The sequence below is a fragment of the Actinomadura rudentiformis genome (assembly GCF_008923185.1).
Lineage (GTDB): Bacteria > Actinomycetota > Actinomycetes > Streptosporangiales > Streptosporangiaceae > Spirillospora > Spirillospora rudentiformis.
The window spans coordinates 332,073-354,086 of the sequence record NZ_WBMT01000002.1; the positions used below are offsets into that span (position 1 = coordinate 332,073).

A 22,014-nucleotide genomic window follows, 5' to 3' on the forward strand; every position below is an offset into this window, starting at 1 on the left:
CGCCCGTCAGGGTGCTTTGCCGGAGATTTGCCGCCCCACTGGAATTTGTCCACCCCTGGATCGCATTGACAACAGGTCTATGGCCTTGCGAACGTTCCAGACCAAGTTCCAGACCGTGTTCCAGTCCAAGCTCCAGACCACGGTGCCCCGGACCGGTCGCCCGCCCCTGCGCGTGGCCACCGAGACCCAGTCCACCGTCTACCGGATCGCCCGGCTCACGCTCACGGCCATCGGCGCGTACCTGCTGGCGCTCTGGCTCCTCCCTCCAGGCAGCCCGGCACCGCTGCTGGCGCCGCTGACCGCGCTGCTCGTCGTCCAGCACTCGGTGTACGAGACGATCAAATCCGGCATCGCCCGGGTGGCGGCGGTGACCTCGGGCGTCGTGATCGCGCTGCTCTTCGCCGGGTTCGTCGGCTTCTCCTGGTGGAGTCTCGGGTTGAGCATCCTGGCGGCGCTCGTGATCGGCCAGGTGCTGCGTCTCGGCGATCACATGCTGGAGGTCCCGATCTCCGCGATGCTGATCTACGCGCTGGGCGCGGCGACCGGCGCGGGCGCGGCCGACCGGGTGCTGGAGACGCTGATCGGCTCCGCCGTCGGCCTGGTGGCGACCGTCGCGGTGCCCTCGATCCGGGTACGGCCCGCCGAGGAGGCCGTCCATGACCTGAGCCACCGGCTGTGCACGCTGGTGTCGAGCATGGCCGACGACCTCCGGCAGGAGCCTTCAGCGGCGGACGCCGAGCGCTGGCTCCGGGAGTCCCAGGCGCTGTTCCGCGACATCGGCCGGACGGACCGGGCGCTCGACGCCGCCGAGGAGAGCGTCCGGCTCAATCCGCGCGCCCGCCAGCTGATCGACGCGGGCGTGGCCTTGCGCCACGCCGTCGAGACGATGGAGCACTTCACGCTCTCGCTGCGCGGGCTCGCCCGTGCTCTGGTGGACAGCGCCAAGGTCGAGAGCGGCGACCAGCTCATCCAGGACGCCGAGATCCGCGGCCAGCTCGCCGACACGCTGGGCGAGGTCGCAGCGAGCATCATCGCGTACGGCCGGCTCGCCCGCTCCGACCTGCGGCGGGACGCCCAGCCGGTCGACGCCGAGCGGGAACTCCAGCGGCACGTCGCGGCCGCGCGCGGGCTTCGCGACCATCTGTTCACGCTGCTGCGCCACCGTCCCGTGAGCGATCTCCAGTGGCCGCTGTACGGGGAGGTCGTCACGCAGCTCGACCGTCTCACCGACCAGCTGCGCGCCGAGCACCGTTCACACGCCCGCGAGCAGTGGCGGCGGCGGCGCGGCACCGCCGCACGGCACCTGGCGCCGCGTCAGGCCGCCGCCCTCCGCCAGGCGCGGACGCGGCTGCGCCGGGCCGCCGGGGGCACCTCCCGGTAGGCGCCATTCGGGTCAAAGGTTGCTGATCAGACACTCCGCAGCCGGTCAGACGATGTTTGATCCGCGCTGTATCGACGAAGTAGGCGCGAGGGGTCGTGCGATACGGCCGGATGTCGTCGAGCGAGGGTGGAGAGCCGATGTGACCAAGGCTTATCGCGGAACCATCCTGCACTTCACCGGGGATCCCGCCGGCGGCGGCGGGAACATCCATCTCCTCGAAGACGGCGCGCTGGTCGTCAACGAGCAGGGACTGATCAACCAGGTGTCGCCGTGGGTGGAGCTGCCCGACGAACTCCGGGCCGAGGCGGTCCAGGACTATTGCGACGACCTGATCCTGCCCGGATTCGTCGACACGCACATCCACTCAGGCCAGATCGACGCGATCGCCAGCCCCGGCGGCGACCTGCGGGACTGGCTGGAGAGTTACGTCTATCCGGCCGAACGCAGGTTCGCTGACGAGGAGTACGCGCGCCGGGCGGCCGGCGATTTCCTGGACACGCTGCTGGCGGCCGGGACCACGACCGCGTGCGTCCACACGACCACTTACAAGGCCTCCACCGATGCGTTCTTCGCCGCGGCCTACGAACGCGACCTGCGGATGGTGGCCGGAAAGGTGCTCATGGACGCGGGCGGCCGCGCCGATGGCGGCCCCGTGCCCGACGACTACCTCGACACGGACGTGCGGCAGGCGGAGGACGACTGCCGCGAACTGATCGACGCGTGGCACGGCAAGGGCCGCGGCCTGTACGCCATCACGCCGCGCTTCGGGCCGACCTCGACCGTCGAGGCCCTGCGCATGGCGGGCCGCCTCTTCCAGGAGTACGCGGACAGCGGAGAGCCCATCTGGGCGCAGGCGCATCTCGCGGAGACGCGGGACGAGGTCGATACGGTGCTCGAACGGTTCATCGCCCTGAAACCGCGCTCCTACCTGGACGTCTACGACAAGTGCGGGCTGGTGGGGCCACGAAGCGTCTGGGCGCACTGTCTCTGGCCGGACAACGTCTACCGGAGCGGCCTCGGCGGCGGGCGGGACTGGCGGCTCCTGAAAGAGCGTCAGGCGGGCGTCGCGTTCTGTCCCACGTCCAACCTGTTCCTGGGGAGCGGCCTGTTCCCGCTGGCACGGACGCGCAGGGCGGGTGTCCGGGTCGGCCTCGGAACGGACGTCGGGGGCGGCACCAGCTTCTCGATGCTCGAAACCTTGAACGAGGCGTACAAGGTGATGGCCCTCCAAGGCGACTACCTGTCGGCGCTCCGCGGCTTCTATCTGGCCACCAGGGGCGGTGCTGAGGCGCTGCATCTGGAGGACAGGATCGGAGGGTTCCAGCCTGGCAACGAGGCGGACTTCGTGGTGCTGGACTTCGCGGCGACTCCTCTTCTCGAACGCCGGACGGACGCCGCCGAGGGCCTCGTCGAGCGGCTCTTCGCACTCGCGACGCTGGGGGACGAGCGCGCCACCAAGGCGACCTACGTGCTCGGCCGCCGGGCCTGGACGTCCGACGAGAGCCACCCCGACCACGGACATCCCCGCAGGTGACGAACATGATCGCGAATGCCGGAGCGGGACTCAGCCGCATGATCCTGGGTAGGAGCCCGGACATGGAGCCGGACATGGAGAGCGAGAACGTCTCAGGCGAGCCGCCGGTGCGCGCCGAGATCACCTTGATCGTCAACGGCCGCGAGCACCGGCTCGCCGTCGACACCCGGGCGTCCCTGCTGGACGTGCTGCGCGAGGAGCTCGGGCTCACGGGGACCAAGAAGGGCTGTGACCACGGCCAGTGCGGCGCGTGCACGATCCTGGTCGGCGGGCGGCGGGCGAACGGCTGCCTGGCGCTCGCGGTCGCCCACGACGGCGCCGACATCGTGACCGTGGAGGGGCTCGCCCACGGTGACGAGCTCAGCCCGCTCCAGGCCGCGTTCATCGAACGGGACGCCTTCCAGTGCGGCTACTGCACGCCCGGCCAGCTGTGCTCGGCGACCGCGGTGCTCGACGAGGCGGCACGGGGCTGGCCGAGCGTGGTCACCCCGGACGTGGCCGCCGAACCCGAACTGGACGAACCCGAGATCCGCGAACGGATGAGCGGCAACATCTGCCGCTGCGGCGCGTACGTCAACATCGTCGCCGCCGTCCGGCAGGCAGCGGCGCGCGAGACGGCGGGGCGTCGGCCCACAGAGCGTCAGGCCGCGGGACGCGAGGCGGCGGGGCACGGGGGTGCGGGTCAGGGGCCCACGGAACGCGAGGCCGCGCGATGAGGCCGTTCACCTACGAGCGCGCGCGAAGCGCCGACGAGGCCCTCGCCCTGCACGACGGCGACACGCACTACCTGGGCGGCGGCACCAACCTGGTCGACCTGATGCGGCTCGGTGTCGAGCGTCCGGCCAGGCTCGTCGACGTCACCCGGCTGCCGTACGACCGGATCGAGGAGCACGGCGGCGGGCTGCTCATCGGCGCCGCGGTCCGCAACAGCGACCTGGCCGCCGACCGGACCGTTCGCGAACGGTATCCGGTGCTCGCGGAGGCCGTCCTCGCCGGTGCGTCCGGGCAGATCCGCAACCAGGCGACCGTCGGCGGCAACCTGCTCCAGCGCACGCGCTGCTCCTACTTCCAGAACGTCACCAAGCCCTGCAACAAGCGCGACCCGGGGAGCGGCTGCCCGGCTCGCGAGGGCGAACACCACAACCTCGCGATCCTGGGCCACACGCCGCACTGCGTCGCCACCCATCCGTCCGACATGGCGGTGGCACTCGCGGTGCTCGACGCCTCGGTCCGGGTGCGCGGCGGTTCGGGGGAACGCGGCGTTCGGCTGGACGAGTTCTACCGGCTTCCCGGCGACGACCCGTCCCGCGACACGACACTGGACCCCGGCGACCTGGTCACCGGGATCCAGGTGCCGCCGCTCGGCATGGCGTCGCGCTATCGCAAGGTCCGGGAACGGGCCTCGTTCGCGTTCGCGCTCGTCTCCGTCGCCGCCGCGCTGGACGTCGCGGATGGAAAGGTCCTCGATTGCCGGGTGGCGCTCGGCGGGGTCGCCCACCGGCCGTGGCGGGCACGGCGCGCCGAGGAGATGCTGCGCGGCGCCCCCGCCACCGAGGAGAGCTATCTACGCGCCGCGCGGGCCGAGATGGAGGCGGCGCAACCGCTCCGCGACAACGGCTTCAAGGTGCCGCTCGCGACCAACCTGATCGTGCGCACGCTGTCCGAGCTGGCGCCGTCGAAGCCGGGGGATGGATCATGAGGCCGCTGGAACGGGTCGAGGCCCGCGACAAGGTGACCGGCGCGGCGCGTTACGCGATCGAGTACCCGGTCGAGGGTGCCGCGCACGTGGTGGCCGTCGCGGCGACGATCGGGCGTGGCGAGATCGAGTCCGTCGCCGCCGCTGAGGTGCTGGCGATGCCCGGCGTTCTGGCGGTGCTGTCGTGCGAGAACGCGCCGAAGCTGAACTCGGTCGACGACGCCGAGCTCGAGGTCTTCCAGTCCCGTACGGTCTCGTACCGAGGGCAGCTGGTCGCCGCCGTGGTCGCCGAGACCCTGGAGACGGCCAGGGAGGCGGCCGCCAGGCTCCGGATCGGCTACCGGGCCGAGCAGCACGACGTTCATCTCCGGGACGGCCAGTCGGGCTTTCGCGCCGACGTCGACCAGGGTGATCCGGAGGCCGCGCTCGCCGAGGCCGCCGTCTCGATCGACGAGACCTACACGACGCCCGCCGAGCACAACAACCCGATGGAGCCGCACGCCACACTCGCGGAGTGGAACGAGGACGGCCTCACCGTCCACGACTCCAACCAGGGTTCGACGACGGTGCGGGACACGCTCGCCAAGGTCTTCGACCTCGACCCGGCCAAGGTCCGTGTCATCTCGCCGCACGTCGGCGGCGGCTTCGGGTCCAAGGGCACGCCGCGTCCGACCGCCGTGCTGGCCGCGATGGCCGCCCGCGAAGTGAAGCGGCCGGTCAAGCTGGCGTTCACCCGGCAGCAGATGTTCTCCATGACCGGCTACCGGACGCCGACGATCCAGCGGGTGCGGCTCGGGGCCGACGCCGACGGGCGGCTCTCGGCCATCGTGCACGAGGTGATCGAGCAGAACTCGACCGTGCGCGAGTTCACCGAGAAGACGGCCGGTCCGTCCCGGATCATGTACCGGGCGCCGCACCGCCGGATGGCGCACCGGCTCGTCCAGCTCGACGTGCCCGCCACCTCGTGGATGCGCGGGCCCGGCGAGACGCCGGGCATGTGGGGCCTCGAATCGGCGATGGACGAGCTGGCCGTCACGATGGGCATCGACCCCATCGAGCTGCGCATCCGCAACGAGCCGGAGACCTCGCCGGAGGACGGGCTCCCGTGGAGCTCCCGCAACCTCGTGGCATGCCTCCGCGAGGGTGCCGAACGCTTCGGCTGGACGGGCCGCCGCGCCGGCCGCGAAGGCCGCACCCTCACCGGTATGGGCGTGGCGTCCGCCACGTACCCGGTCAACCGTGAACCCAACACGGCCACCGCGCGCGCCGAGCCGGACGGCCGCTTCACCGTCCGCATCGCCGCCGCCGACATCGGCACCGGCGCCCGCACCGCCCTCACGCTGATCGCCGCGGAGGCGCTCAAGGCCGACCCGGGCCGTGTCACGGTCGAGATCGGCAACAGCGACCTGCCCAAGGCCTCCCTCGCGGGCGGTTCGACGGGCACCGCGAGCTGGGGCACCGCCGTCCACAACGCCTGCGAGGCCCTCCTGGCCGAACTGGACGCACCCATACCGCCGGAGGGCGTCGAGGTCACCGTGGACACCAAGGAGGAGCTGGAGTCCCAGGAGAAGTACGCCCGCCACGCGTTCGGCGCCCATTTCGTGGAGGTCCGCGTCGACATCGACACCGGCGAGGTCCGCGTGCCCCGCATGCTCGGCGTCTTCGCCGCCGGCCGCATCATCAACCCCACGACCGCGCGCTCGCAGTTGATCGGCGGCATGACGATGGGCCTGGGCATGGCGCTCATGGAGGAGAGCACCATGGATCTGGAGTTCGGCGACTACCTCAACCACGACCTGGCGCAGTACCACGTGCCGGTCTGCGCCGACGTCCGCGATCTGGAGGCGATCTGGCTCGACGAGAAGGACCCGCACCTCAACCCGATGGGCTCCAAGGGCATCGGCGAGATCGGCATCGTCGGCGCCGCCGCGGCCGTCGCCAACGCCGTCCACCACGCCACCGGGGTCCGCGTGCGAGACCTGCCCATCACCCCGTCCCGCCTCCTGCCGTCCCTCTGACCCAGATCGTGCCTGGCGCCCCAGCAGGCGCATGTCCACTATTCTGCCGATTTACGGACATGACCGCCTATGTCCGGTCGGAGTCGGACTGGACGAAGATCGGATCGCTCCCCCGAAAGTGGTGAAGCGTGACCAAGTACGCCGATCCCCAGCGGATCCTGCAGCACGCCGATGATCTCAAGAGCGACGTCATCCCGATGGTCAAGAAGGCCGGCGACACTCTCAACAAGGACGGCACGTACAACCTCGAGGGCGGTGACTTCAGCATCAGCTGCGTCGCGGCCGGAAGCGCCTACCCGATGGCCCTCCAGTTCGCCTTCGAGGACATCAAGATGCTGATGAAGACCGTCCAGGGCTTCGCCGAGAAGGTCGACCAGGCGGCCGTCACCTACCGGAAATCCGAGCAGAACAGCACCATCTGACCGTGCAGCGGTGAACCGACGACGGCGAGCAGCGAAAAGGAGACGTAGTGGGTAACGGCCCCGGAGACGGTCCAGGTTCGAGTCCCGGCCCCAGTTCGACCCCGAGCCAAGGGGCGAGTCCGAGCCCGGCCCCCAGCCAGGGATCCAGCCCTTCCCCAGGAGCTTCCCCGAGCCAGGGCGGCAACACGAGCCCTTCCGCGCCACAGCGGTCCGCGCAGACGAGCGCGACGAACTCCAAGGGGATCAAGCAGGGCGCCGGAGCCGCCGGGCTCGGCCTGGCGGGCGCCCTGTTCGCGGGAGCCTCAGGCGGCTCGGTCGTGGGAACGGCCGAGAGCCTGATGTCGATCGCCACCGCCATGGCCATGGGCGCCGGCGTCGTCCTGCCGCCCGCGCTCATGGTGACGTTCCTCTACAAGGAGTCCACGGGCAAGCCTTCCAAGCTCGAGAAGGCGGCTCAGGACTGGGCGGACGCGGCCAAGGAGCTGAGCCAGGCGGTCCAGAAGATCACCGACCTCGTCAACGCCATCCCCGGCGAGGCCTGGACCATGGACGACCGGCCGCTCTACGAGAGCAAGGTCGTGGATTTCGGCCAGCAGGTCGACGCGCTCGCGAGCTACATCGAGGCGGTCCAGATCTCGATCATGGTCGTCGCCTGGGCGTTGTTCACCTACGCCGTCTTCGCGATGGGCATGGCCGTCTACCTGGACGCCCTGGCCATCGCGGCTGCGGCGGCGCTGGCCGCGACGGCCACCGTCGTGGGCGCACCGGCGGGCGCGACGATCTTCGCCGAGTGCCAGGCCCTTGCGGCCGTCGGCATGAAGGTCACCATGGTCGCGACCGGCATCCTCGCGGTGACCGGCGTCGGCGTGGCCGCGGTCATGGTGGGAGGTGCGGCGCTCACCGCCAACTCGCAGGAGGGCAACGGGGCCACGAACGCCTTCGACGCGTTCCAGAAGGGCATGGCCACCGGTGCCGCAGGCGCGGCGGCCAACCTCGCCCAGGCCGGCGTCAACAGCGGCCTGAACTTCCTCAGCCGCGGCGTGCCAGGGGTGAGCAGGCCCGCAGCGGAGCTGGACTTCGACGCCGACCGGGACATCGACAAGACGTGGAATGTCGGCGGCGGCGCCAAGGTCTCCACGCCCGGTGGCATGGGGGAGTTCGAGGGCGGCTACCACGCCAAGATCAAGGACGGCCAGGTCCAGGGCCAGGAGGCCGAGCTCAAGGGCAAGATCACCACGCCCGGCGGCATGGCCAGCGCCAGCGGCGGCGGCAAGCTCGAATGGGACGAGAACGAGAACCTCAAGAACAAGTCGTTCAACGCCGGTGTGGAGAGCGGCCCGCTCGGCACGAAGGGCGAGTACGAGGGGAACTGGGACCAGAAAAACCAGTACAGCGACAAGTACAACGTCAACTCGCCGTTCTTCAACCGGGTCGACGGAAGTACCCAGAAGAAGAAGGACGACGAGCCGCCTCCCTGGGAGAAGAACCTGTGAGCTGTGCCGGGGGCAGCGACCGCTGCCCCCGGCGCAGGCCGAGCAACCGTCCTCAGAGGGTGCCCGCGCACGAACTCCTCCTGGTAGCGCAAGTAGGAGGAGTAGACGGCGGAGCCTCCCCAATACACTGAACGCCGTGTGCAGATATGCCGAGACCACGTACAAGGTCCATTACGTGTGCGTTCCCTGCCGCCAGAGCCACAAGTACGCCTGGGACGGCGCTGAGCACCTCTGCACCCGCTGCCGCGCTCCCATGGCGTTCGCCGGCCACGACTTCGCCGCTCCCCGCAAACTCGACGACAACCGCTGGGCGGCCGTAGCCGCCGTCCTGGAAGCCGGCCTCGCCTACGACGGCTTCGAAACCTGCGGCTGCGGCCACGAGCCCAAGTCCCGTCCCCGCACCAAGGCTCAGGTCCGAGCCCGCCGCCGGGCAGGCGCCCGGCAAGGTCTCACCGACCCCGAAGCCCTCTCCCAGCCCTGACCCGTCATCCCGCCCGGGTCAACCGCCGGCGGCGGCGATCCTGCCGCGCTTGTTCATTTCCTTCTTGTACCACTCGATGAATTCCTCCTGGTACCGCATATAGGAGGAATGCACGTCCTGGTATCCGGGATACGGCTCGCCTGGGGCCTGCACGGGCTCGGGTGCGCTGTAACCGGACGTGATGATCGACACCTGCAGGCGTTCGTCCACCCGTCCTGCGATCATCAGCGCGGTGACCAGAGCTCTGACCAACTGGGGCGCCTGCGGCGCGAACTCCACCTTCGTCGAGTCGTAACCCCGCATCTGCGCCAGCAGTGCGCCGTCGCGCCCCATGAACCGCACCCCGGGCTCCGCCGTCGCCTCCGGATTCATGGCCACCCGTGCGACCATGTCGCAGACAACCTCATGATCGCGGTCCCGCAGGTGCCCGCGCCCGCTGAGGAGCGTCATCCCTTCCGCGTCGACGGGCCCGTCCGGCGGCACGAGACTCTGCCGGTGGTCGTTGGTGGTGTACCCGATCACACCCCCTCCCACGTCCACGACGGCGTAGTGCGGCATGCAGCCGTGCCCGGCCAGCTTCTCCGCCCGGTCGACGAAGAAAAAGGTCCTGCCCTCCCGGTCGCCCACCCCGAACGTGATGCGAGGGATATGAACGTTCTCTCCAGGGAAGCGGCCAGGGCCCTTGGAGCGCAGGAACCGCTTGAAGCCCTTTTCCTCCCGCAACTCCCCCACAGCCACCGGCGCGACCATGGCCAGGGCGCTTTCCGTCTGCGGATCCCTCAGCTGGTAGTGCAGATCCCGCGACAGCGAGATCACCTCAAGCTGAGGAACCTCGAACAAGTTCGCCACCATCTATCCCAACCTGCGGAGAATCGGCCACCAGGGAGGCTACACCGCATGCCCAAGGATCCCTGGTCCGTCCTTCCTTCCGCGGGCGCGTCTGGTCAGGCCGTTGTACGCGTGCGAGTCTCGGGGGCGGGCGCCTTGTAGCGGAAGGGCCGGCGGTTATGGGCGTGATGGACTGGCGGGTTCCCGGGCTTACCGAAGTGCGCGAGCTGGGTGCCGGCGCCCAGGGACGGGTGGTGCTGGCACGGCGGGACGATTCCGGGGTGACCATCGCGGTCAAGTACCTGGCGCCCGCGCTGCTGAGAAATCCGGGAGCCCGGGAGGTGTTCCGGACGGAGGCCCGGCTCCTTCAGCGGGTCGACGACGTGCACGTGGCGCGCCTGTTCGCCTTTGTCGAGGACGAGGGCGGGGCGGCCATCGTGATGGAGGCCGTCAACGGCGTGGCGTTGCGGCGGATTCTCGACGAGCACGGGGTGCTGGAGCCTGAGGCGGCCTTCACGGTGCTCAAAGGGGCGTTGCTGGGCCTGGGCGCGGCTCACCGGGTCGGTGTGGTGCATCGCGATTTCAAACCGGCCAACGTGATGGTGGAGCGGACCGGCAACAGCAAGCTCATCGACTTCGGGATCGCTGTGCTCGCGGGCCAGGGTGATCGTTCTGGGACGCCTTCCTACATGGCGCCCGAGCAGTGGTTGGGCAGGCCTGCCTCCAGCGCGACCGACATGTACTCGGCGACCTGTGTCTTCTTCGAGTGCGTGACAGGTTCGCGGCCGTTCGGCGGACGGGACACCAGGACACTGCGGGAGCAGCACACGACGCAGCCGCCACCGGTCGACGATGTGCCCGAGCCATTGCGCGAGCTGGTGGCCCGGGGGTTGGCGAAGAACCCGCAGGATCGCCCGTCGGATGCCGCCGAGTTCGTGTCCGAACTGGAGACCGTGGCTGTGGGGGCCTACGGCAAGGACTGGGAAGGCCGGGGCCTGGCCGCGCTCGCCGCGTCGAGCGTCGCCGTCGCCGCCACGGTCCCGGCGGCCGCGGCGACGGTCGGCGAGGGCGCAGGAGTCCTGGCCAAGCTCGGGATCGGGCTCGGGAGCGTGGCGGCCGCAGGCACCGCAGCAGCGGTGGGCGCTTACTTCATGTGGCCGACCGATCCGTCCATCAAGCACGCCTGGACCGCCCAGAGCGTGAAGCCCGCCAGTCCGGTCGCGGCCGTCGACGGGGGATTCGCGCTCTATACAAGCGACGGGCGGGGAGGCTTCGAGATCGTCGGGCTCAACGGCAAGAACGGGCGGGTGAGATGGCGTCATCCCGCCACCCCGTCCGCGACCGTTCGCGGGGTCGACCTGTATCCGGCGGCGAAGGATCGAACGGTCGTCTACATGAGCCCCGTGGGCAGGCTGCAGGACAGGCGGGCCGCCATCGTCGCGGTGGACGCGGCGACAGGGACGACACGATGGAGCTACGGGACCGGCGGCGTCCTGGTGGATTCCCAGCCAGAACTCTGTGCCAATGAGTCGAAGATCTGCCTGACTCAGAAAGTGAGCGGCCGAACGTCCCAGCAAAAGACCCTTAACCTCTCCGACGGTCGCCTGCTGACGACCTCCACGTCCGTCGACGGCCGCAGGCTGCAGTCCGCCGAGAACGGTGACACCCTTCTGGTCTCGAGTGACGGCAAGGATCTGCTTCTCATACCGCCCACGGGTCCGACTCGATGGCGGCGGCCCCTCACCGAGGTCTTCAAGTCGAAAGTGAACCCCGACAACGGCTGGTGGCTGGAGCTGAAAGACGGCCGCTACATCGGCAGCATCGGCCGGACCGATTCCGCCAACTTCGCCACACAGACCTACTACTACGATCGTGCGGTGGTTGCCGCGTTCGACGCCGCCACTGGCAGGCCGCTCTGGCTCGACCGGGGTGCCTCGGTGTTCTGCGGCGAAATCGTGTTCGAACTCCAGCATCCGGTGCGGTGCCGTACGAAGGGCACGCAGAAGGGCGAACGCCGCCAGGGGCTCAACGTCACCGTCGAGGGATTCGACCCGGCGACCGGCGCGACGCGGTGGTCCTGGAACGCCGGCGACGTGCCCGCCCTGGGCCCCTATGGCGCGAGCGGCGAACGCGGCGTGATGCGGCTGAGCGACACCGAATACCTCGTCAGAACACCCACGCAGGGCCACACCATCCTCAACCTCGACACCGGACCGAGGCCATTGCAAGGGAGTGCGCCGTCGGGATGGTGCCGAGAACATACGTCCGTACCCGGCATTCCAGGGGTCAGCTGGCCGGTGGGCCAGAATGCCTACCTCCACCAGTCGCTCTGGCCGTGCACGATCGACCGCCGCCCCGTCAAGCTGCCACGGCTCGCGCCGGACTTCTCCGGCACCCGGTCGGGCAAGGTGTACGCATGGGCCGACAAGAACACGGTCCAGGCCGTCCACGTCAAATAACCAGACACCGTCAAATGGCCGGACACCCCGACGTGCCCCCACCCGTTAGCCGGGAGGGGACACGTTTTCGCATTTCACCGGCCTACTTGAGAAGTTGGCGGGCCATGACCATGCGCTGGATCTGGTTGGTGCCCTCGTAGATCTGGGTGATATCCGCCGTGCCATCCACCACCTTGATCACGCCTTCCGACCGCCACCCCCACCTGCGCAGAAGACAGCCATCCCCTCGCATCATCTTCCGTCCTCTGCCGGTACCTCACGGAACAGAGACGGAACGGGGCATCAGTACCAAGCAGGCCTCAGTCCTCGCTGGTAGCTGCCTCTTGACCTTTCGCTACTGATGCGGGCTCTTGGATAGAGGCCTGCGCGGATGCAGTTTCCTCCACGAGTCGCAAGCGCCGATTGGCCGGCAAAGTCCGTGTCACATGTATCTTTCTGGCTATCCCAGGAAACGTCCTTGAGAGTTCGGCGCGACCAATGTCACTGAGCACGACCTGCCATACCTCGGCACAAGCTGTGTTTGCTGGCGGCTGATGACTTAGTTGTCCCCGGGCACGCCGAATAGTGCGCGCCCGCCAGCCGCCATCTTGACCACGCCATGCGAAAAGTTCATCAGGGTTCGGTAGCCAACCTAGACGCGCTGCCGCTGCTGGATGCATAGCAAGCCAGTCGAAGTAAGGGGGGTCACTGTGAGGTTCACGACCACGCAAGACAAGTTCTTCACCAGACCAGCCAAGAGACATCCGGTCTGGGTATCCCATGGCGCTAGCGAATGTGTTCTCCCATGCTTGTCCAGGCGTCAATATAAGGGTACCAATCGACTGTCCATGGGTCGTGCTGACAATGCGAACCTCTTCTGGGCGTCCCCATTCGAGTCCGTGCCATTCGCTAGACTCAGCGAGCACATACGGCGTTGCATCGGCCGTGGCTTTTGCGTATACCTGGGCGGCTTGGCCCACCTCACCGCACCAACCACTTGCGTCGTAGTTAGACGCGCCATCAGAGCGCCAAGGCACAGGTGTCGATACGGGAACCGGATGCGTCTCTATACACAGAAGGCGTTCATCGACGAGCCCCAATTCATATGCTGGATATCTGGGCGAATCCCCGAGCATATTTGCGTCCAAGAGTTCAGCCAATACAAACCCAAGAGCGCGGCGGCCCGCCATGTATGCCCACGGACGATAGGTATGCTTTTGGCCACGTCTTTTGAGTCGATCCGCCTGTGCTCGATGCCCTCCGCGAGCCCATGGCTCGGTGTTCGCGCTGGCGATGGCAGCTGCGCGACTCATAACGGCAGATAGGTCGAGACCTGCCAATTCTGCTATCCATTCGACTGGAATGTCAAAGGGAGCCACGAGATGCTGAGGGTCATGCAGGTTGAGGTGCGGTGTGCCCTCAGCGTCGAGTTCGGGTGCACTGCGCGGGAGGAGCGGCGGGAGTGTTAGCCGATATACGGCCGGAAGCGGCCGGTGCGGCGGGACCGCCATCGGCATGCCGTAAAGCTCCGCAAGGCGCCGCGCGATGGAACGACAGATCGCATCGCTGCTTACAACTGCGGCATCCACAGCAGCGGCAAGTTCTTCGTCTAGAGAGGGTGGCCGGTCTGCCGGCGGCGCCGTAACGATCGCAAGTAGTGCGGCTTCAGCGGCCCATCCCCCAAGGCCGATAGCCTCGGCGAGTACGCGTTGTGCCGCATCTGGAGACAACCGCAATGCGACCTGCAACACGCGGCGAGCACCAAAATCGAGTGGCCGAACCGGGTGCCCGAGATAGCCGGCCGCCCATCGCACTACTGCTTCGCCAGCCGATGTCGCCGGTACCACCCCACAGCCAAGTGAGGAGCCTCCGGTCGGCGCAAATTTGTCGAGATAGGCGATCACGTCCGGCCAAGCGGCAGCGATCACCTCAGACCCACCAATGAGTTCGGCAATCCGATGAAGATCGTTCGGCTGAATCTGCCCTCGGATCTCCCCACTCGTAAGTGACCCAGCGAGGTCACGTGCGGCGAGACCGATGAGCTCAGGATTGCGATCGCGCAGTGCCGCTTTGAATAGCTTCAGACGTGAGCCGCCATCGATGTAAGTGAGCCAACCCGTGCCCCGAGTACGGGCAAGCGTTCGCGTAAGCGCTGTCATAGCGCTGGCGGTGTCACCAACGCGTGCAGCGAGCGCGGCCAAGCTGCCAATAGCGGCGCTTCCTAGCTCAAGCCGAGTCGCTTCTTCTAGGAGCGCACGAGCGACTGGCGCCGAGACCGACATAGACGCAACGCGCTCGACTGCAGACTCCCATCCGCCTGAAGGCACGGCCACCAAGTCCCCCGCGGTCCTGGCTGCGCGCATTGCTGTGAGGAGCGTGCGAGCCGTTGTCGGCCGCATGGGTTCTTGACCACCTGTGGGAGTTGACGCCTCGGCTGGGATCGCCTCGGCTTCGTCGGCGCTGCCCGATGATTCTCGATTATCGGGGACGGTCCAGATTCGAGAAGCGTGCTCCAGAATCGCGTCGAATTCGCCGCTGTCGTCACGAGCACGGAGAGTATCTGTGACAGCGGTGGAGGGGACGCGCACGATTGGCAGTAGCAAGTTCGTGGCGATCGCCACACCCAGCATCGCAGGAACTGTGGAGTCGCGAGTAGCGGCCAGGACCACCGCCTTGATTGCACTCGCTTCATCCACCACTCCCGCCTCGCATAGTGACTCGACCATCGCGCAAGCGAGTTCAGGCGACACGGGGAAAGTGAGGAGCGTTAGACGTTCAACGGCGGACGCGGCGTCACCGGTTGTTTCCTGAAAATTGTTGAGGATCCGAGCAGCGTAGTCACGCGCCGTCATCGTCAACTCGTGTGGAGTGATCTTTCCGGCATCGACTGCAGCAGCAAGCCAGTCTAGCCAGTCAGTTAGCTGAGTATCTTCTTCGTGATAACCCGGGCCGAGCGAAGAGCTAACTGCCGCCCGCATTGCATGCTTGCCGCGGCTGGCGTCGCCGGCTCCCGCCCATGCGCGTGCCTGTCTTAGCCACGTCTCAACACGGTCATGGAGACCGAACGCGCGTTTGTCGACCTCCCTGTTAAGCCGCTCCAACCACCTGATTGCCCATGAGGAGGCCGACGGGTGCGCCTGCATGACAGCCATGACGACCATCTGCTGCAGGGAGATGGACCAGAACCGTGCCCGGTCCGGCGTCGTCCAGGCAATGTCGAAGAGGTCCAGTAGCTGGCGCAAGCCGGTGGCCCCACCAGCTCGAGTGGCAACGAGGACCAGACGCCGCATCAGATCTGGCGCAGCGTCGCGGACGTTGTACCACCCATTCCAATCGCGGGTCTGCTGCTGCGGCACCTCGAGAAGGCGGATGATCGGACCCGCGTGTGCTGCGACTACAGGTGTTTCGTCGCGGCCCACGCTAGCCGCACGATGCTGCCCTTCAAGTCGCGCGAGCGTGCGCAAAGCGTGACGGAACCGCTCGTTGCCTACATCTCGTTCCTCAGACAACCTCGATTGGAGATCTGTGGCAGACCGGGTTGGCGTCGGATCTGGGTGAACTACTCGAAGGCGGTGCAAGGAAATCCAACCTTGGAAAGCGCTCAGCCCTTTGCGATGCGCCAGTGAATCCGGCCAGGCAGCGATTGTTCCTGGAGGCACGAGGGCGTCGATCTCAGGCGCGTCGACGAGTCCAACCTGCGTCAGAGCTTCGGCCGCTCTAAGCCGCAATGTCAGTGGGACGGGCCGACGCGCACCCGGTGCATCAGGCCGGGGCTGCTCATCTTCATCGTCTTCTTCTTCGTCTGGCGATGCGGCATCGATCTCGAGGATCTCCCGGACCCATCGCAAGACTTGATTTGGTGCACCATCCTCCGCTGCAGCGAGCGCTCGGACTACACGCGCCCGGGCACGCCAATCCGCCTCCGCTTCCGCATCGATTACGGTTGTAAGAGCATCAAGGGCTTCATCATCGCCCAGCTCCATTAGCAGATCGAAGCAGCGGGCGTGTGCCAGATTGCGGCAGGAAGTCGTGGCCGCATCGCGATCCCGCTGGTCCCGTATTCGCTGGTCCCGTTGCCACGGTTCCTCCGACCTGACCGTTGCCTCAGGTTGTCTGTCGGCTGCCGGCTTCGTCATCGAGGGATGCGGTAGTACGTGGTCGAGCTCCATCATGACCCGGTCGACGCCGGATAGACTCCAGATCACTTGAGCCCAATTAGCGACGCTAGCAGGCCGATTCTGCTGCCTGACCGGACGGTCTTTCTCGACCAGGCCAGCTAGGCCGCCGCATGCATGCATGATGTCGCGCGCCGTATTCAGAGCGCCGATCTCTGCGAACGCGACTGCCTGTTCCATCGCATCTGCTGCGGACAGGCGCAACTGACCGCCGCGGACGATGTGCTCCGCCGCGCGGTCCGGCGTCAACTCGAAGACTGCTGCGGCAAGTTCCTTTGGCTCCAGCACTTGCTCGCGCTGCCAGAGCTCATTGTGAAAAATCAGCAGGCGCACGTAAGCAGCATGGTCATCAACAGCAGCCGCCGCACGCAATGCGAGAAGGGCATGCTCGCGGACAGTCGCGAGCGGACGGAACTCCAGGAGCGCCTCACGTAGATGCGTTGGCGTCGCGACCTTGAGGACAGCGGTGTACTCACCAGCGAGGAATCGTTGAGCGAGTTCTTCGTCCCGGTAAGCCGGCCAATCATGGGCGCTGGCACAGAGATCGGCGAGCGCGGAGTGCAGTTGCCGATTGCGTGTTGGATCGATGGTTCCGGCGACGCGCGCCGTCTCGTCACTGAGGAACAGCCGAAAGCTATTGTGAATGAAGCGCCATTCGTTCTCACTTCGCCGGAAGAATACACTTGTCCGACTTGCAAACGTCGTGAGCGCGTGAGGGTCGGCCCAGGTGGCTAGCCAGTCGAGGCTAACCGGTGATCGTAGCCGTGCGACGGCTGCTAGCAGGTCGAATACTTCACGATCATCACCAACCACTCGCAGGTAGCCGCGGTAGCGCTCTTCAATGTGACGGCCGTATTCCGATGCATCGGCCAGCACAAGGTCAGCGCGTTGTCGGCGAGCATCCAATTCTTGTTCGGCCGACTCAAGCGCCGTCAACTCCTGGAGGAGATACGTAAGTGCAAGCGGATGCCCCTCGCTGGCTTCCACAAGGGTGGAAAGCTGGCCAGGGTACAACCACGTTCCCGGGCCAGCCTTGTCCGCAAGCGCCCTCACCTCATTAGAGGCAAGCGCTGGCACGTCTATCGTTCTCTCCTCGCGACCGAGCGCGGCCTCTATCGAGTCATGAAGGACAGCAGTGGTTTGTGTGCCAAGAATGACGAACACGCCATTCGGGATGGCATTAGGAGCAGGAAGCTCATTGAGCAATGATCGGGTTGGGTTCTGCTCTCGCGGTATATGGTCGAGCCCATCGACGATGATAATCGTCCGCTCACCGCTATTGAGCCAGCGTTGGCCAGCCTGGTCCAACTGATCGAGGAGAACGGCCCGCTGCGCTTGCAGATCATTGCCATAGCCACTGCGATACAGCCCGCCATCCTCGAGCCCGAGCGAGAGGTCATGCAAGAAGCTGTCAGCCTCGCCCCGGCCGCTCAGCGGATCGGGTGCGTCTGGAACGAACGCGTAGTAGCGCACAACGCGCCCGGGCACAACAAGACTGGCTAGCAGCGTCGACTTTCCAGATCCCGCCGGTCCAACAAGCGCAACATACCCGCCAGCTAGCTTCGCAAGCCGTTGCTCCAATGTGGCGCGCGCCGATTCGTTCGCCGTATACACGGCCGGGAGAGGAAAACGATGAGGATGGCGGTATCTGATCCGATCAGACCAGCCAAGGCGATCCAGCAATTCTCCGCGATCAAGATGACTTGGCTGCGCCGGGTCAGCTACTAGCTCTTGCAAAGTTGCCGCGAGCGTTCTCAGCTCTGCATCTGCAGAGGACCCACCAGGACGCATCAGGAGCTCATCAGCCGGCAGCGCGAAAGAGAGCTCAAAGTCGCGAACGAAAGAGACAAACTGGTCGTCGTCGAGGCTTGCGGCGGCACGCATTGCGTTCCATGCGGCCACCCACTCCTTGACCTCGGGCAACTGAGCCAAGTCGTTCCAGCGAAGGCCGCCCTGAGCAATGGAGCGCCGCAACGGCTCGAATGACCGAGCCAGGAATGCGGCAAAGTGCCGCGGCCCGGCAGCCGTTACCTCTGCCAGTGGTGTGCTGCCCCGAGGTGTCGCCGTCGACGCATAGTTGTTGGTGCACAGGTGAAGCACCAACGGACCTGTCCAGCTCTCGCGTAGCCTCGTCCATGCTTGCGCAAGCTCTTTCAGAAGAGCAGGTTCAGTGCCAGACGGATTAACAAGTGTGCCCCACGCGAAGGATTCGGGATACTGCGACCACTTGACCTGAAGGGCATGCCACGTCGGCCCGGCTTGGAATTGGAAGTCGTCGGCGACTCCAGCAGCAGGGTCGGCAACACGAATCCATTCGAGCATCGGAAGCTTCGCGCGCACAATCCGGGCTGCCAGCCCGTACTGACCGGAGAAGCCGACGACAGCCGCTCGCTCGCCCTCCGCTGGTCGCACAACATCCCCCGTGCTCCACATGCATGTCTGAGACTACTCTTCCACAGTAGGCTCCTCATCGATGCAGCTCACGGGTCAGCGAGGTTCAAAGCGCTTCAGTAAGCGACTGAGTCCTCCGGCCGCGCTGGCCACTCATCACTGACTTAGGCCGCGCCCCCATGTTCGAGGCCGCCGGACTCACGTCGAACTTCTCCTCTGATCCGGCATCTCAGGCGGGATCGCTGACCACGACCTGGGCGGCTTCCAACGCACGGTGAACGCTGTCCTGGAGTGTCTGGCCTGCGACCCTGGCCCGGTCGGTGAGGTCATCGACCTCCGCCTCGGCGATCTGGTCGTGAGCGGCAGCGAGGTGGTAGGTGGCATCTGCCGCCTTTACCAGTTCGGCGTACTCTTCGAGCGCCTCCACCCTGCGAACGAGCTTGTCATGCGCCTCTGCTGCCGTCTGTTGGGCTACGGTCGCGGCACTGGCCATTTCATCGACAACGACGTCCGGGTGCTTACGACGGAGCCGCGAGAGCCCGCGCAAGGCCTTGGCGATTTCCCACTCTTGCATCGGGAGGGCGACCTGGTTGTGCACGCTGTCGAGCAGGCCAGCCTCGTTGACGTCCGAGTTGAGCACGGTGTCGACCGCACACTGGGTACGGGTGAGTAGTTCGGCCGATGCCCCGTCCAAATCATGGCTGCCGATGAAGTGCCCGTGCGCCCGACGCAGCTGCTTCTGCGAGTAGTTCTCGCCGATGGCGAAGCCCCCAGAGACCGTCTTCGCGAGCCACAGGACGGGATAGAACAGGGCTACCAGGGCGATTACCAGGACGGCGTCGTGAGCCCACCCAAGGACGGACGCAAGACCTGATAGGTCAGGTGTGAGCCAGAGACCGAACGGGTTTGCTGATTGGTGTGCGAACATGAACGCGCCGACGCCCGGGATCCCTACGACGACGGATCGCTTTAGCCGACGCCGCTCGAAGTAATCGGGCCCATCAACATTGTCGATATCCCAGCTCACATAATGTCCATCAGCCGACTTCGGGCTGACTCGTGGATTGAGCTCCTGAATCCGATCACGAAGCCGTTCGGGGAGGTCGGGATCAACTGCGACGCGTGGAGGCGCTGGAAGATCGGCGCGCCTGACCTTGGTCATGGGGGCATCTCCTCTTCGGGCGTCGCCAGCAACGTAACCCAGCGCTCTGCGGTTGACGAGGCTCCTGTTCCTCCGGCGCCGCCGCTGGTTGCTCAGCCTCCTGGCGAGGGTCGCGTGACGAGGCCGACGGTGGCGTCGTCATGCTTCTTTGATCGCGGCCACCTGGTCCGGTCAGGATCGGTGTTCTCAATGTCCCGGACGCGATCGAGCCACGATGCCGGCCCGCGGTTGGAAACCCACTCGAAGCAGCGTTCCCACGTGACAAGTCCGAAAGGGTCCACAGGGCGAGCGGCACCATCAGACATCAGGAGAGCGGCGGTGGCTTCCCCAGCGGTCTCGCCCATGAGCGCATGATGCGCGGCGGCCGGCTCCCCTGCAGCGATCCAGTAGCCGTCTGGGTGGTTCCGGAGGCGACGCTCCTCCGCGACCAAGTCGGTCCACAAACCACGTTCGCCTCCCTGCGACTGGCGAAGGGCCGCACGCTGCTTCTTCGCACCCTTCTTGAGGCGCTGGTCACTCATCACGTCGAACCCTTCCCGCGTTCGCAAGACCAACGTCGAATCTCCAAGGACCAGCCAATCCATCCCGTGAGGACGAGAGCGCACGGTCACCACGGTGCAGGACGGCGAAAGCGGATGAGTCGGATCGCAGGTGTCGGCGTGATCGTCTGCGGTCGCCTTGATGGCCTGCTCAAGTGCCCCCGCGAGTGGGACATCGAGGTTCTGAGCATGCCGCGCCAACTGCGCCGCCAAGGTTCTGACGAACCAGGGCAGTCCATGCCGACAGCCGGTCTCTGCGCCGGGAGGGACGCCGGAACCGTCCAGAAGTACAGCGATCTCCGGCGTGGCCAACGCGTAATCCTCGTTGCTTGCGTCAGGCGCCTTGGCCGAGGTAGCGAAGGAGACGTTCATCCCTGGTCGTCCCGGCGGTGTCGAAGCGGTGGGGTGAGTGCTCGCGATGACAAGATCTCCTCGGTGTCCGGATCGTGCTCGGAGGCGATGACCATCGAGAACGGCTCCATGCCCACTTCGTCGTACAACTCGGCAAGGTGGCCTTGGAGATAGTGAGCGGCGCCCAGTGATCCGATCGCGTGCACGCCGGCGATGTGGAGGAATACCCCCTCGCCGTCGGGTCTGGGGTGCCTGCCCAAGAAGGCGACATCGCCATTCCCCGGCTTGACGGGGTCATCGGTCGGCGAGGTGTGGCTCACACCGGTCTCTCGCTCCGTGATCGCCCACCGACCATCTCCAAGCTGACTGAAGTCGAGCACCGGATCAGCGCGCAACGCAGCGGCGGTCACAGGTGAGGTTTCAGGGCCACAGACGACGACCAGCCCCTCGCGGTTGAGGTCGATCTCTCCGCCCAGCGGGATGTACTCCAGATCTGCCTTCAGCCCGTGCTGATGAGCAAGGCGGATGACTGTCTGGCCCGTAGCCGCGTCGGCCCTCGCGACGAGTCTCCTGCCGCCAGGCCGTTCCGGCACAGCAACGCGGATCGATTCAATCCCGAGGAACACGCGCTCAGGGGCCGGGCCAGCGTCCTTGAGTTGAGCAACGCGCGCGCGACTGACACCCATGAGTCGAGCAACGTCCGCCATCGAATGGCCCTGATCACGGAGTCGCTTGATGCTCTCCCGCCGTATCCGAGCCGTCTCTCTCACCCCCTCCTGCAGCTCCGCCATAAGCCGCAGGGCTTCCCTCACCCGGATCTCGTCGTTCTCGATCTGCGCAAGCTGCCGGACCTCCTCGATCACACGCCCTCCCAGCTCGGCTCCATGAACACAGGTTAGTGATAAGTCCCCCTTGACATCACTCTCGGGATCATCCATCTTTGCGTTAATCCCCCCTTAGCACTCGTTGGTTAAGGCCGGGGGCGGTGCTAACCCTCCCTTACCAGGGCGGCCCGGGCCGTCGCTCGATTCTTGACAACCTCATAGGCGCTGGCGACCCGGGACAACTTGCGTGTCTGGGCCGATGATCCACGAAGTCCCCAGAT

At 66.5% G+C, this 22,014-nt stretch carries 15 protein-coding genes; 9 read left to right on the plus strand and 6 right to left on the minus strand.

What is annotated here, in order from left to right; genetic code table 11:
- Positions 1-79: 79 nt before the first annotated feature.
- The 8 genes from F8566_RS05000 to F8566_RS05035 all read left to right on the plus strand — a co-directional run bounded on the left by F8566_RS05000 (position 80) and on the right by F8566_RS05035 (position 9,025).
- Entirely contained in the window at positions 80-1,381 is a 1,302-nt protein-coding gene (locus F8566_RS05000; protein ID WP_151558474.1) for an FUSC family protein, read from the plus strand.
- Between the two features lie 139 nt (positions 1,382-1,520).
- The gene (guaD, locus tag F8566_RS05005) at positions 1,521-2,915 is read left to right on the plus strand and encodes a guanine deaminase (RefSeq protein WP_225992888.1); all 1,395 of its coding nucleotides are present in this window, start codon (positions 1,521-1,523) and stop codon (positions 2,913-2,915) included.
- 74 nt (positions 2,916-2,989) lie between these two features.
- Positions 2,990-3,631: a 2Fe-2S iron-sulfur cluster-binding protein gene (locus F8566_RS05010; protein ID WP_151559022.1), complete on the plus strand. Its 642-nt coding sequence runs from the start codon at positions 2,990-2,992 to the stop codon at positions 3,629-3,631.
- A complete protein-coding gene (locus tag F8566_RS05015) occupies positions 3,628-4,614 on the plus strand; it encodes an FAD binding domain-containing protein (protein ID WP_151558478.1) in 987 nt (328 codons plus the stop codon). The genes F8566_RS05010 and F8566_RS05015 overlap by 4 nt, the downstream gene beginning before the upstream one ends.
- Complete coding sequence (locus F8566_RS05020) at positions 4,611-6,629, plus strand: xanthine dehydrogenase family protein molybdopterin-binding subunit (protein ID WP_151558480.1); 2,019 nt, start codon at positions 4,611-4,613, stop codon at positions 6,627-6,629. Before F8566_RS05015 ends, F8566_RS05020 begins: the two co-directional genes overlap by 4 nt.
- Before the next feature lie 128 nt (positions 6,630-6,757).
- The gene (locus F8566_RS05025; protein WP_151558482.1) at positions 6,758-7,051 is read left to right on the plus strand and encodes a hypothetical protein; all 294 of its coding nucleotides are present in this window, start codon (positions 6,758-6,760) and stop codon (positions 7,049-7,051) included.
- A gap of 317 nt (positions 7,052-7,368) precedes the next feature.
- Complete coding sequence (locus F8566_RS05030; protein WP_151558484.1) at positions 7,369-8,544, plus strand: hypothetical protein; 1,176 nt, start codon at positions 7,369-7,371, stop codon at positions 8,542-8,544.
- A 136-nt stretch (positions 8,545-8,680) separates the two neighbouring features.
- On the plus strand, positions 8,681-9,025 hold the full coding sequence (locus F8566_RS05035; RefSeq protein ID WP_225992889.1) for a hypothetical protein: 345 nt from the start codon (positions 8,681-8,683) through the stop codon (positions 9,023-9,025).
- Positions 9,026-9,043: 18 nt separating this feature from the next.
- Here the strand turns inward: F8566_RS05035 and F8566_RS05040 are convergent, their stop codons facing one another.
- Positions 9,044-9,865: a hypothetical protein gene (locus tag F8566_RS05040; protein ID WP_151558486.1), complete on the minus strand. Its 822-nt coding sequence runs from the start codon at positions 9,863-9,865 to the stop codon at positions 9,044-9,046.
- Between the two features lie 167 nt (positions 9,866-10,032).
- On the opposite strand from F8566_RS05040, the gene F8566_RS05045 reads away from it, so the two are divergent.
- The gene (locus tag F8566_RS05045; RefSeq protein ID WP_151558488.1) at positions 10,033-12,312 is read left to right on the plus strand and encodes a protein kinase domain-containing protein; all 2,280 of its coding nucleotides are present in this window, start codon (positions 10,033-10,035) and stop codon (positions 12,310-12,312) included.
- An 82-nt stretch (positions 12,313-12,394) separates the two neighbouring features.
- Here the strand turns inward: F8566_RS05045 and F8566_RS49660 are convergent, their stop codons facing one another.
- The 5 genes from F8566_RS49660 to F8566_RS05065 all read right to left on the minus strand — a co-directional run bounded on the left by F8566_RS49660 (position 12,395) and on the right by F8566_RS05065 (position 21,772).
- Positions 12,395-12,547 carry a hypothetical protein gene (locus F8566_RS49660; RefSeq protein ID WP_192809550.1) on the minus strand — a complete coding sequence of 51 codons (153 nt, stop codon included), beginning with the start codon at positions 12,545-12,547 and terminating at the stop codon, positions 12,395-12,397.
- A gap of 64 nt (positions 12,548-12,611) precedes the next feature.
- Complete coding sequence (locus F8566_RS05050) at positions 12,612-18,878, minus strand: ATP-binding protein (protein ID WP_151558490.1); 6,267 nt, start codon at positions 18,876-18,878, stop codon at positions 12,612-12,614.
- Positions 18,879-19,086: 208 nt separating this feature from the next.
- Entirely contained in the window at positions 19,087-20,019 is a 933-nt protein-coding gene (locus tag F8566_RS05055) for a hypothetical protein (RefSeq protein ID WP_151558492.1), read from the minus strand.
- Between the two features lie 92 nt (positions 20,020-20,111).
- A complete protein-coding gene (locus tag F8566_RS05060) occupies positions 20,112-20,930 on the minus strand; it encodes a protein phosphatase 2C domain-containing protein (RefSeq protein ID WP_151558494.1) in 819 nt (272 codons plus the stop codon).
- Positions 20,927-21,772 carry a helix-turn-helix domain-containing protein gene (locus tag F8566_RS05065; RefSeq protein ID WP_151558496.1) on the minus strand — a complete coding sequence of 282 codons (846 nt, stop codon included), beginning with the start codon at positions 21,770-21,772 and terminating at the stop codon, positions 20,927-20,929. Before F8566_RS05065 ends, F8566_RS05060 begins: the two co-directional genes overlap by 4 nt.
- Between the last annotated feature and the right edge of the window lie 242 nt (positions 21,773-22,014).